This window comes from Streptomyces sp. NEAU-W12, from assembly GCF_026242095.1.
Taxonomy (GTDB): domain Bacteria; phylum Actinomycetota; class Actinomycetes; order Streptomycetales; family Streptomycetaceae; genus Streptomyces.
Window position 1 is genome coordinate 114,153 of sequence record NZ_JAPJDM010000009.1, and the last position, 12,804, is coordinate 126,956.

At 72.2% G+C, this 12,804-nt stretch carries 8 protein-coding genes; 6 read left to right on the top strand and 2 right to left on the bottom strand.

The features are described 5' to 3' along the window. Positions 1-19: 19 nt before the first annotated feature. Positions 20-1,537: a cellulose-binding domain-containing protein gene (locus ORI94_RS13345; protein WP_266074807.1), complete on the bottom strand. Its 1,518-nt coding sequence runs from the start codon at positions 1,535-1,537 to the stop codon at positions 20-22. A 271-nt stretch (positions 1,538-1,808) separates the two neighbouring features. Beyond that, positions 1,809-3,134, bottom strand: a complete 1,326-nt coding sequence (locus ORI94_RS13350) for a radical SAM protein (RefSeq protein WP_266074809.1) — start codon at positions 3,132-3,134, stop codon at positions 1,809-1,811. 297 nt (positions 3,135-3,431) lie between these two features. On the opposite strand from ORI94_RS13350, the gene ORI94_RS13355 reads away from it, so the two are divergent. The 6 genes from ORI94_RS13355 to ORI94_RS13380 all read left to right on the top strand — a co-directional run bounded on the left by ORI94_RS13355 (position 3,432) and on the right by ORI94_RS13380 (position 12,510). Then, positions 3,432-4,688 carry an FAD-binding protein gene (locus ORI94_RS13355; RefSeq protein WP_266074812.1) on the top strand — a complete coding sequence of 419 codons (1,257 nt, stop codon included), beginning with the start codon at positions 3,432-3,434 and terminating at the stop codon, positions 4,686-4,688. 154 nt (positions 4,689-4,842) lie between these two features. Further along, positions 4,843-6,111: an ROK family transcriptional regulator gene (locus tag ORI94_RS13360; RefSeq protein WP_266074814.1), complete on the top strand. Its 1,269-nt coding sequence runs from the start codon at positions 4,843-4,845 to the stop codon at positions 6,109-6,111. A gap of 344 nt (positions 6,112-6,455) precedes the next feature. Further along, positions 6,456-7,721, top strand: a complete 1,266-nt coding sequence (locus tag ORI94_RS13365; RefSeq protein WP_266074816.1) for an ABC transporter substrate-binding protein — start codon at positions 6,456-6,458, stop codon at positions 7,719-7,721. Between the two features lie 23 nt (positions 7,722-7,744). Then, the gene (locus ORI94_RS13370) at positions 7,745-8,707 is read left to right on the top strand and encodes a carbohydrate ABC transporter permease (protein WP_266074818.1); all 963 of its coding nucleotides are present in this window, start codon (positions 7,745-7,747) and stop codon (positions 8,705-8,707) included. Beyond that, positions 8,704-9,594: a carbohydrate ABC transporter permease gene (locus ORI94_RS13375; RefSeq protein ID WP_266074819.1), complete on the top strand. Its 891-nt coding sequence runs from the start codon at positions 8,704-8,706 to the stop codon at positions 9,592-9,594. The genes ORI94_RS13370 and ORI94_RS13375 overlap by 4 nt, the downstream gene beginning before the upstream one ends. 12 nt (positions 9,595-9,606) lie before the next feature. Next, the gene (locus ORI94_RS13380; RefSeq protein WP_266074821.1) at positions 9,607-12,510 is read left to right on the top strand and encodes a glycoside hydrolase family 2 TIM barrel-domain containing protein; all 2,904 of its coding nucleotides are present in this window, start codon (positions 9,607-9,609) and stop codon (positions 12,508-12,510) included. Positions 12,511-12,804 lie beyond the last annotated feature (294 nt).

Below are 12,804 nucleotides of genomic sequence, written 5' to 3' on the forward strand. Positions count from 1 at the left end.
CGGGCGCCGCCGGGCCCCGTCACCCGCTCGCGCAGGAGAGGCCGTTGAGGGTGACGTCGGTGGGCGGGGAGTTCTCGCCGGTCCAGGAGGCGAGGAAGCCGAAGGCCAGTTCTCCGCCGGCGGGGACCCTCTTGTTGTAGTCGGCGGAGGTGGCGGTGACGCGGGAGCCCTGCTGGCTCGCTTCGGCGTCCCACATCTGGGTCACGCGCTGGCCGTCCCGGAAGGTGAAGGCGACGCGCCAGGATTCGAGGGGCTCCGCCGTGGTGACGGTCAGGGTGGCCTGGAAGCCGTCGGGCCACTGGTTGCCCAGGTCGTACGCGGCGTGGCAGACGGCCGGCTTGGCGGGCTCGGTGGTCCGGGGCGGGGAGGCCGTGGAGGAGGTGCTGCCCTGCGGTTCGGGGTCGGGGCGGGGGCCGGTGTCGGGGTCGGTGGCCGGCCGGTCCGGGGCCCGTCCGTCGGCGGAAGGTTCGTGAGCGTCGGTGGACGCGGCGCCGGGGGCCGAGGCGGGTGGGGCGGCACCGGGGCCCGCGGGCGGGTACGGATCCGGGTCGGCCACCGCCCGGCGGTCGGTGTCGGTGCGGGCGGCGCTGTCTTTCTCCGCGCCGCCGAACTGCGTCAGGGAGACGGCGAGCGCGACTCCCGACACCAGGACGGCGGCGACCATCAGCCGGTTGCGGACGACGCGCGCCCGGTCCGATCCGCCGGCCGGGGCTCCGTCCGCGCCGGGTCCGTCGGGGCGGCCGGGGCCGAGGCGCGCCTCGGCCGCGCGGCGGCGGCGTTCCAGGTAGGCGAGGCCACCCCAGCCGATGACCCCGCCGGTGAGCGCGACGGGCAGTCCGCCGCCGTGCAGTCGCAGGCAGGACGCGGCCTCGGCGCACCGCACGCAGACGGCGAGGTGCCGGGACAGGTCGTCGGGGGTGTCGGCTGCGGGCGAGCGGGTGACGGCGTCCAGCAGCCGGGCGTAGCTGCGGCACTCCGCGTCCATCGGGGAGTCGAGGTGGTTGCGGTGGCAGCGGTCCCGGAACAGGCGGCGGACCTGGGTGAGTTCGTCCGCGGCGGTGGCGGGGTCGAGGCCGAGCCGGCGGGCCACCAGGGGCAGGGGCAGGGACTCCGCCTCGGCCAGCCAGAGGAGCTCGGCGTCGGCCTGCTGCAGATCGCGCAGTCCGCGCAGGGCGATCGGGCGGCTCAGCGGCGGGCCGGTGTAGCGGGCGGCCTTGTCCGAGTGGAGCCACAACCGCAGGTCGGGATCGAGCCGGTGCCCCTGTCCGACGTCCTCCCAGTCCGCGGCAGTGGTGCGGACGGCGGCCAGCAGCAGGGGTATTCGGGGCAGCCTGGAGGAGCGGCGGCCGGTGCCGCGCACCGTACTCGCCTCCGCCTCGCGCACCGCCCGTATGCCTTGTGCGAACGCCTCGCGCGCGAGTTGCGCGGCGGCGGTGGAACCGGCCGTGCAGAGATCGGCGTACGAGAGCACCGCGTCCCAGCACTCGGAGAACAGTGCTGCCTCGGTGGCGTCCTGAGGGGCCGGCAGGTCGGGCATGAGTCTCCTGCATCCACGAACGAGGTCAACTCGGCATTCTGAAAGCGCAGTTGGGGGAACCCTCGGGGAGGTGGACGAGCTTTTCACGATCTCGACACAACTGACAAGCTCGCTCTCCGCTTCGGGCGGCACGGCGAGAGGCGTACGCGCCCCCCGCGCACGCCTCTCGCCGGAGCATACGCAGGGGAGGCCGGAACGTCTGCGTTCCGGCCTCCCCTGCTGTCCCGTTCTTTTGGTTCTTCTGCTCAGGCGCTCCCGGCCCTCGCACGTCTCACGCCTCGACGGGCTCCTGCGCCGGGAGACTGTCCATGAAGGAGCTGACGGAGAACACCGCGCGCCCCGGTCCGGGCTCACCGTAGCCGGGGGGCGAGGACAGGCCGAAGTCGTCCATCGTGGCGCGGTAGGCCTCGAGCAGCCGGATGTGGTACTCCAGCGGCGCGCCCTGCGGGTTGGCCTTGCCGAGCGGGGTCGTCGGCTCGGGGCACCAGGTGGTGAAGCGGGGCGTGATGCCGTGCGACATGAAGAAGCGCAGGCCCTCGGTGGTGGAGGCGATGGCCTCGTCGACCGTGGTGAAGCCGAAGGGCTCGGCCATCTCCACGCCTGCCACGAAGTTCGGGATCACGTTGCGCGCGCCGAAGACGTCCGCGGAGTCCAGGATGCGCTTGTGCCACTCGTCGCGGCCGACGTAGCGCTCCTTGCCGGGGCAGTACAGCTCGAACAGACGGCGGTCCCACACCTCGTAGTTGGGGTGGTAGATCTGCACGCCGTAGTCCTTGAAGCGCTGCACGTCGTCCCTGGGCAGCGCCTGGGCGACGACCTTGCCGATCCAGCGGCCGGGGAAGCGCTCCTCGATGGCCTTGGCGTAGTGGCCGTAGAAGTCGGCCTCGTCACGGCCGGCGACCGTCCTGGTGATCGCGCCGCCGGTCAGCGTGTAGGCGGTGGACGCCTTCGCCGTGTCGTACCGGTCGATGATCTCCAGCGCCTCGAGGACCTCCTCGACGTCCTTGACCCCGGTGTAGGGGCGGCCGGCCGCCTTGTGCTGGCGCCAGTTGTGGTTGATGTCGCAGTACTGGCACTCCTCCTTGGCGCCGAAGTACTGGCAGACCCGGAAGACGGTCAGGTAGATCAGGTACCCCCACTGGATCGTGGGGGCGACCTCCATGACGGACTTCCCGTTGGAGAGGGTGTGCCGGTAGTACTCGGGCATCGGCGGCACGCCGACGTCCGAGATGCGCTTGCCGTCGAGGTAGAGACCGAGGACCCCGTCCTCGTCCGCGGCGACCCGGTAGGGGGAGGCCGGGTTCACCCTCACGGAGACGACGGTACGGCGCAGGTCGTAGGGGCCGCCGGTGAGGATGATCTCCTCGGGCGGGCGCCGGAGCGCGGCCTCGCCCAGCTCGGGCAGCGTGCCGTGGTCGAAGGAGAAGATGAAGTACGACTTCGGTTTGACCTCCCCGCCCTCGTTGTCGCTGAGGGCGGACGGGTCGAAGGCGACCCCGCCCCGGAGCAGGTCCTCCTTGAAGACGGCCTCGCGCGGCACGTGCGGGAACCGCTCCATCAGATCCTCGACCAGCGCGGTACGGCTGCCGCTGCCCATCCCGTGTCTCCTTCCGATGCGGACGTACGACTCCCGGCTCGGACGTACGACTCCTCACGGTATGCCCCTGCCCCTCGGTCCGTGGTGCCGGGGCCCCCGACGTGACGCGGGGCACTCCCCGGGACCTGCGAGGACAGTGCGTCCTCCGGGGCGCCCGGCGGGCTTCGGTGCCGTGCGGCGCCCCGTGCGCGCCCCCCGCGGGAGGCGGTGGAGCGGGCCGGGCGGCGCATGCCCCGGGGCTCGCGATAAATTCCGGCGGGGACCTTTTCGGTCCCGCACCTCGGGGAAGGACGACCGATGACCGGGACCGTGACCAACTGGGCGGGCAACATCACCTACGCCGCCAAGGAGCTGCACCGCCCGCACACCCTGGACGCGCTGCGCGCGCTGGTCGCCGGGAGCAGCCGGGTGCGGGCGCTGGGCAGCGGCCACTCCTTCAACGGGATCGCCGAGCCGGGCGGGGCCGGCGTCCTGCTCTCGCTCGAGGGCCTGCCCGCGCAGGTCGAGGTGGACACGGCGGCCCGGACGGTACGGGTGGGGGGCGGCGTGCGGTACTCGGAGCTGGCCCGCCGCGTGCACGAGCGAGGGCTCGCGCTGCCGAACATGGCGTCGCTCCCGCACATCTCGGTGGCCGGTTCGGTCGCCACCGGCACACACGGTTCCGGGGTCGGCAACGGTCCGCTCTCCTCGGTGGTGCGCGAGGTGGAGCTGGTCACGGCGGACGGTTCGACGGTACGGATCGGCCGCGGGGACGAGGCCCGGTTCGGCGGTGCGGTCACCTCGCTCGGGGCGCTGGGTGTCGTCACGGCGCTCACCCTGGACCTGGAGCCGGCGTTCGACGTCGAGCAGCACCTGTTCACCGGGCTGCCGATGACCGGGCTGGATTCCCACCTCTTCGAGACGGTGATGTCGGCCGCGTACAGCGTGAGCCTGTTCACCGACTGGAGGGCGCCGGGGTTCCGGCAGGTGTGGGTGAAGCGGCGTACGGACCAACCGCTGCCGGACTTCCCCTGGGCGCCGCCCGCGACCAAGAAGCTGCACCCCGTGCCGGGCATGCCGGCGGTCAACTGCACGGACCAGTTCGGCGTGCCGGGGCCCTGGCACGAGCGGCTGCCCCACTTCCGCGCGGAGTTCACCCCGAGCAGCGGCGAGGAGCTGCAGTCGGAGTATCTGCTGCCGCGCCGGTTCGCCGTCGACATGCTGCATGCGATCGACGGCATCCGGGAGACGGTCTCCCCCGTGCTGCAGACCTGCGAAGTGCGGACCGTGGCCGCCGACGGCCAGTGGCTCAGCCCTTCCTACGGCCGGGACACCGTGGCCGCCCACTTCACCTGGGTCGCGGACACGCCCGCGGTGCTGCCCGTGGTCCGGCGGCTGGAGGAGGCACTGGCCCCCTTCGAGGCGCGGCCGCACTGGGGGAAGGTGTTCACCACCCCGGCGTCGGAGCTGCCCGCCCTCTATCCGCGGCTCGGCGACTTCCGGACCCTGGCCAGGTCACTGGACCCGGCGGGCAAGTTCAGCAACGCGTTCGTGCGGGACGTCCTGGGCGGCTGACCGTGCCCCGGCCCCGCCCCGCCCCCGCCTCGCCTCGCCTCGCCCGACTTCGTACAGCCCCTTTCCGAACCCCTTGTCGAACGCCGGCACCGGCCATAGCCTTGCCGCGCGCCGGTGGCGGCGCCGCCCGGCCGGCAGGGAGGGCACGGCAGGGATGGGGGCACCCTTGGTGAAGCGCACCTCGCGGGACATCCGTACCGCCAACCGGTACGAGGTGCTGCGTCAGATCATCGCCGAGTCCCCCACCTCGCGGCAGGAGCTGGCGGCCGCCACCGGGCTCAGTCTCGCCACGGTCGCCACCCTCGTCGGCGAGCTGCTCGACCTCGGCATGATCGTCGAGGTCGGTTTCGAGGACTCGGCCGGCGGACGTCCGCGCGGTCTGGTGGCCGTCGACGCGGCGGGCGGCGTCCTGATCGGGGTCGACCTCGCCGAGACGTACGTCCGGGTCGAGCTGTTCGACCTCGCGCTGAACGTGCTGGCCCGTGCCGGCGAGGAGATGAGCCCCGGTGAGAACCTGCCCGAGCGGGTCGTGGGCCGTGTGGCGTCGGCGGTCGGCTCGGTGGTGGAAGGGGCCGGGGTCGATGCCGCGCGGGTGCTGGGGGCCGGGGTGAGTGTGCCGGGCCAGGTGGACCGCGCCACGGGTGTCTCCGAGTACGCGCCGAACTGGGACTGGCACGACGTGCCGCTGCTCGACCTGCTCGCCGAGCGGATCCCCCACCCGCTGTACCTGGACAACCCGTTGCGTGCCTGCGCGGTGGCCGAGCTGTGGTTCGGGGCGGCGCGCGGGCGCGGTGACGCGGTGGTGGTCAACCTCGGGACCGGGGTGGGCGCCGGGCTCGTGCTGGGCGGCGGAGTGCACCGCGGGGTCAGCAACAGTGCCGGTGAGTGGGGGCACACCACGCTCGTCCTGGGCGGGCGCCCCTGCCACTGCGGCAATCACGGCTGCGTCGAGACGTACACCGGGGCGCCGGGGATCATGCTGAACCTGCGGGAGGTGAGCCCGCGCAGTCCGCTGCTGCGCCCCGACGACCAGACGGCCACCGTCGACGCCCTGGCACGGGGGGTGGCCTCGGGCGACCCGGTGGCGGTCGAGGTCCTCGAGGACACCGCCCGTTACCTCGGTGCCGGGATCGCCGACCTGATCAACCTGTTCAACCCGGAGGTGGTCGTGCTCAGCAGCTGGGTCGCGGCCGCGTTCGGTGAGCCGCTGCTCGACGCGGTGCGCGAGGCCGTCACCCGCCACGCGCTGCGCCGCCCGCTGGCCGCCACCCGCATCGTGCTCTCCCCGATTCCCACCGATCCGGTCTGCCTGGGCGCGGCGACGTTCGCGCTGGAGGGCGCGTTGCAGGCGGCGCGGAGGGGAACCGGCACACGTGCCGGCACGCCCACGCGAGCCCGCGGCTCCCGTGCCGGCACGCCGTGACGTCCCCCGCACCGCCCGCGTCCCGGGTCCCAAGCCCCCGGCTCCGTCGGTCCGTTCACCGGCCCGTCCGTCATCCCGAACGGCGCACAATGCTTCGTACGGACTTTGTCCAACCCCTTGCCGAAGCCTTGGCCGAAGGTTAGCGTCCGGCACCGCAAGGCCTTTCCGCGCCGTCCGCCGCACCACCGCCGGAAGCCGTCCGCCGTTCGCCGTTCACCGCAGCTCCCCCTGCTCCGCGTGCACCGCCCCGTACCGCCGGCACCGCCCGTACTTCCGCGCACCCGCCCGGGGCGCCTGCTCCACCCACCTGCCCTTCGAGCCGTACTCGAGACAAGGACGTCGACATGTCGGCATTGAGTACTCACCACTGGGACCGCCGTTCCGTACTGCGGGCGGCCATGGGGCTGGCCGCCGTCGGCGGGCTCGCCGCGTGCGGGGGCAACACCGGCCGGGACGGCGGGCCGGGGTCGGGCAAGCGCCTGGTCCAGTACTTCCACGCCTACGGCGAGGCCGGCACCGAACAGGCCATCAGGCGCTACGCCAAGGCCTACGGGGAGGCCGACGTGACCACGCAGTGGATCACGGGCTCCAACTTCGAGAGCAAGCTGTTCGCCTCCCTGCTCACCGACAGGGCTCCGGACGTCTTCGAGTTCCATCCGCAGATCCAGCTCGTCAGGAGCGGCCAGGTGGCGGACCTGACCGACCTGGTCGAGCCGGTGAAGGACGACTTCAACCCGGCCGACATCCAGTCGCACACCGTCGACGGGAGGATCTACGGGGTCCGGATGATCGACGACCCGCAGTTCTTCTTCTACCGCAAGTCGATGTTCGAGAAGGCGGGCGTCGCCGTCCCCACCACACTCGACGATCTCCTGGCGACAGCGGCCGAGTTGACCACGGACAAGGTCAAGGGCATCTATCTGGGCAACACCCTGCACCCGATCGTCAACCCGATGATCTGGGCGGCCGGCGCCGACACCCTCGACGAGAGGAACGAGATCGCCTACCACACGGACGCGGTGGTCGGAGGCTTCCGCACCCTGCGCAAGCTCTTCACCAGCGGCGATCTGCTGCTCGACGCGCCGACCGACTTCTGGGACCCCTCCGCGCTCAACCAGGGGCTCACCGCCATCCAGTGGTGCGGCATGTGGGCGATGCCGCAGATGCAGGAGGCACTCGGCGACGATCTCGGGATCTTCCCCTTCCCGAAGGTCACCGACGCGGGCGAACCGGCGGTCACCAACGGCGGTTGGTCGATGTTCGTCAACGCGAAGGGAAAGAACGTCGAGGCGGCCAAGGAGTACGTGAAGTGGCTGTGGATCGACCAGGAGGAGTACCAGGAGGACTGGGCGCTCTCCTACGGCTTCCACATCCCGCCGCGCACCTCGATCGCCCGGTCCGCCGACAAGCTCAAGACCGGCCTGCCGGCCGAGGGCGTCAGGCTGTTCAACGAGTTCGGGCACTTCGACAACATCGGCTGGACCCAGGCCATGATCACCGCTCTGGAGGACGTCCTCGCCGACTGCGTCCGCAAGGGCGGTGACCCGGAGAGTTCGCTCGACAAGGCCGACCGGGCGGTCGACCGCGAGCTGCAGAAGCTGTTCGGATAGACCGGCGGACGGGCAGCGACGAGATGCCGACCACCACCGCGCGCGGTGCCGCCCGCCCCGCCCCGGCCAAGGGCTCCCCCCGGCCGCGGCGGCCGCTGCGGACCAGCAGCACCTTCAACTTCTGGCTGTTCACCGGGCCCTTCCTGACCGGCCTGCTGATCTTCGTCTACGTGCCGATCCTGTGGAGCGCGTGGCTGTCCTTCTTCGAGGCCCGGTTCACCGTCACGCCCAGCGAGTTCACCGGCTTCGACAACTACCGGGTCATGCTCACGGACGACCGGTTCACGGGTTCCCTCGTCACCTTCACCGTGTTCGCGGCGCTCATCGTCCCGACCACCTGGGCGCTGTCGCTGGCGCTCGCGCTCGCGGTGAACCGGCTGCGGTTCATGCGGGCCTTCTTCCGCTCGGTCTTCTTCCTGCCGACGGCGGTGAGTTACGTCGCCGCCTCGCTCGTCTGGAAGATGTCCCTCTTCAACGGGGTCCGCTTCGGCCTGGCGAACACCGTGCTCGGCGTGTTCGGGGTGGACGACACCGCGTGGCTGGCGGACCCGAACCCGCCCTGGTACTGGCTGGTCATCGTGACCGTGCGGCTGTGGCTCCAGGCGGGCTTCTACATGATCCTGTTCCTGGCCGCGCTGCAGAACATCCCGCGCGAGCTGTACGAGGCGGCCGCCATCGACGGCGCCGGGCCCGGCTGGCAGACGTTCCGGTACATCACGCTGCCGCAGTTGCGCGCGACCTCGACGGCCGTGGTCCTCCTGCTGCTCGTGGCCGCCTACCAGGCCTTCGACGAGTTCTTCAACCTGCTGAACAAGACCACGTGGGGGCGCCCGCCGCTGGTCGAGCTGTACTACAAGGCCCTGGGCGACAACCAGGACTACGGTGCGGGCAGCGCGGGCGCGCTGATCCTCACGCTGCTGATCTGCCTGGTGACGCTGTTGCAGGGCCGGTTCATGGGCTTCGGCCGGGGAGAGGACGCCAGATGACCTCCGGTACGCCGAAGACGGCGGGCCCCGCGCCGAAGCGGCCGCGCCGGGGCGGCCCGCGCGCCGGGGTGCTCGGGTCCGCGGGCCTGTACGCCGCGACCGGCCTCGCCGCGCTCCTCTTCCTGGTCCCCTTCTACCTGATCGTCCGAGGCGCCCTGTCCACCGATCCCGAGATCACCGGCGAGGAGTGGGCGTTCTTCCCGTCGGACATCCAGTGGGGCAACATCACCGAACCGTTCGAGGACCCGACGGTCGACTTCGCCCGGTCGCTGTGGAACTCGGCGGTCGTCGGAACACTGCACACGGTCGGCACCCTGCTGTTCTGTTCGCTCGCCGGGTACGGGCTGGCCCGCATCCCGTACCGGCACGCCACCAAGGTCTTCTACGCCGTCCTGGGGACCCTGATGGTGCCGACGGCGGTCACCTTCGTGCCCAGCTTCGTGCTCGTGTCGTCCCTCGGCTGGGTGGACAGCTACCGGGGTCTGATCATTCCGGGCCTCTTCAGCGGTTTCACGTGCTTCCTCTTCCGGCAGTACTTCCTGGGGTTCCCGAGAGAGCTGGAGGAGGCGGCGCGGGTGGACGGACTCGGCCACTGGGGCGCGTACTGGCGTGTCGTCGTCCCGAACTCGCTGAACTTCTTCGCCGCCCTCGCGACGATCACCTTCATCAGCGGCTGGAACTCCTTCCTGTGGCCGCTCGTCATCGGCCAGGACCCGAGCGCCTGGACCGTCCAGGTCGCCCTCTCCTCCTACATGACCAACCAGACCGTCAACTTCCATCTGATCTTCATGGCCACGGCCATTTCCATCCTGCCCCTGGTCTGCGTCTTCCTGTTCCTCCAGCGCTGGCTCGTCCAGGGCATCGCGCAGACCGGCATCAAGGGCTGACCCAGGAGACCCATGTCTTTGCACACGCGCACCACGGCGACCGACTACGTGGAGGACGTCTCCCCCGGCCGCGGGACCCTTCCCCCGCGTGCCCGGTACGCGTCCTCGGACGCGGCGTCCCTTTCCCTGAACGGCAGGTGGCGGCTGCGCCTGTCGGCGATCGCCGACGCCGAGGACGACGCGTTCGGCGCGCCCGGCTACGACGCCGGCGACTGGGCGGAGGTGACCGTCCCCGGCCACTGGGTCCTCCAGGGCGACGGCGCCTTCGGGGCCCCCGCCTACACGAACCACCTCTACCCGTTCCCCGTCGATCCGCCGTACGTCCCCACGGAGAACCCGACCGGCGACCATCTGCGCGTCTTCGACCTGCCGAAGGGCTGGCCCGCCCGGGCCGAGGGGGACGAGGCCGTGCTGCGCTTCGACGGGGTCGAGTCCTGTGCCCGGGTGTGGCTGAACGGTACGGACATCGGGGAGTTCAAGGGCTCGCGGCTGCCGCACGAGTTCGCGGTCGGGGCGTTGCTGAAGCCCGCCGGGAACGTGCTCGCGGTCCGCGTCCACCAGTGGTCGGCCGGTTCGTATCTGGAGGACCAGGACCAGTGGTGGCTGCCCGGCATCTTCCGTGACGTGACGCTGCTGCACCGGCCGGCGGGCTGCGTCGGCGACTTCTTCGTGCACGCCTCCTACGACCACGTCACCGGCGAGGGCACCCTGCGCGTCGACGTCGACACCGACTCCGGTGCCGGCGGGCGGGTGACCGTGCCGGAGCTGGGCGTCGACATCGCGACCGGGGAGAGTGTGACGCTTCCGGTGGATCCCTGGTCGGCGGAGATCCCCCGGCTCTACGAGGGGGTGCTCGCCACGTCCGGTGAACGCGTCCCGCTGCGCGTGGGGTTCCGCACCGTCGCCCTGGAGGACGGCCTGCTCAAGGTCAACGGCAGGGCCGTCCTCTTCAAGGGCGTCAACCGGCACGAGTGGCATCCCGAGCGGGGCCGCGCCCTCGACGTGGACACCATGCGCGAGGACGTGCTGCTGATGAAGCGGCACAACATCAACGCCGTCCGCACCTCCCACTACCCGCCGCACCCCGCCTTCCTCGACCTGTGCGACGAGTACGGCCTGTGGGTCGTCGACGAGTGCGACCTGGAGACCCACGGCTTCGTCGAGCAGGGCTGGCGCGACAACCCCACCGACGACGAACGCTGGACCCCCGCCCTGCTCGACCGCGCCGCCCGCATGGTCGAGCGGGACAAGAACCACCCGTCGGTCGTGATGTGGTCGCTCGGCAACGAGGCGGGCACCGGCCGCGGTCTGACCGCGATGGCCGACTGGATCCGCTCCCGGGACCCCGCCCGTCCGGTGCACTACGAGGGCGACATCGACTGCCGTGACACGGACGTCTACTCACGGATGTACCCGCCGCACGCCGAGGTCGAGCGGATCGCCCGCGGGCTCGACGGCGGATCCCGCCGGCGCCGCCAACTCCCGCTGATCCTCTGCGAGTACGCGCACGCCATGGGCAACGGTCCCGGCGGACTCGCCGACTACCAGTCCCTGTTCGAGCGGTACGACCGGCTCCAGGGCGGCTTCGTCTGGGAGTGGATCGACCACGGCGTCCGGCACCCCGGGCTCGGTTACGCGTACGGCGGCGACTTCGGCGAGGAGCTGCACGACGGCAACTTCGTGTGCGACGGGCTGCTGTTCCCGGACCGTACGCCCTCGCCGGGGCTGATCGAGTACAAGAAGGTGATCGAGCCCGTCCGCATCGAGGCAGGTGAGGCGGACGGCACCGTGCGGGTGACCAACCGGTACGACTTCGCCGGCCTGTCCCATCTGGAGTTCGAGAGCTCCTACCTGATCGACGGCCGGCCGGCCGGGGCGTGCCGCCTCACCGTGCCCGCGCTGGCCCCCGGCCGGTCGGCGGAGGTCGAGCTGCCCGGGGCGCCGGACGGAAAGGGCGAGGAGGTCCAGTGGACGGTACGCGCGCTGCTCGCCGACGACACCGCCTGGGCGGACCGGGGCCACGAGGTGGCGTGGGGACAGCGGACGGTGGCCCCACGCGCCCCCGCGGCCGCCGCGACCGGTGCGCGGCCCGCCGTCGGGGAGGCCGGGATCACGCTGGGCCCGGCGTCCTTCGACGCCCGTACCGGTGCGGTGCGCACGATCGCCGGTGTCCCGGTGAGCGGTCTGCGCCTGGACGTGTGGCGGGCGACGACCGACAACGACGACGGCGCGCCCTGGCAGCCGGACACCCGGTACGGCCCGCTCTGGCGTGAGCTGGGCCTGCACCGCATGCGGCACCGGACGGTCGCCGTCGGGACGGACGGCGACGCCCTGGTCGTACGAACCCGGGTGGCGCCGGCCGGACGGGAGACGGGTCTGCGGGCGGCGTACCGCTGGACGTCCGACGGCAGGCACGTGCGGCTGGCCGTCTCGGTCGTGCCGGAGGGCGACTGGCGGGTGCCGCTGCCCAGGCTCGGCATCCGCTTCGGGCTGGAGGGCTCACCGGAGGACGCCGTCTCCTGGTTCGGCGGCGGGGGCGAGGCGTATCCGGACACCAGGGCCGCGTCCAGGGACCTGCGGTGGGACGCGAGCGTCGAGGACCTGCAGACGCCCTACGTCCGCCCGCAGGAGAACGGCGCGCGGGCCGACGTGCGCTGGGTGGAGCTGGGCGGCCTGCGGATCGAGGGCGAGCCCGGGTTCTGGTTCACGGCCAGGCCCTGGACCACCGAACAGCTGGACGCGGCCCGGCATCTCACCGACCTCGTCCCCGGTGGCACGGTGTGGGTGAACCTCGACCACGCCCAGCACGGCATCGGCTCGCAGTCCTGTGGTCCGGGCCCGCTCCCGCGGTACGTGCTGAGGGCCGAGCCCGCGGAGTTCTCGTTCGTCTTCTCCGCGCGGCCGGGTTCCGGCTGAGCCGGGCGGACCGCCTCCCGCCGGGCGCGGGAACGCCTGCGTCCGGCGGGCAGCCGGCCGGGAAGGCGGGACGGGGCCCGCCGGTGGGACCGTCCACGACCGGGAGCGCGGGGCGGGGGTGTCGTGGTGCACGCCGTCCGGGGCCGCCGGGTGCCCGAAGCAGTGGACGCCGACGGGTACGGCCGGCGCTCGGGCGTCCCTCCTGCCCGGGTACCGGCCCGCACGCCCCCGTGGCGGCCCGGCGGTGCGGGACCGCCACGGGGGCGTGGGCGTGCGGGCCGGGGCAGGCGGACC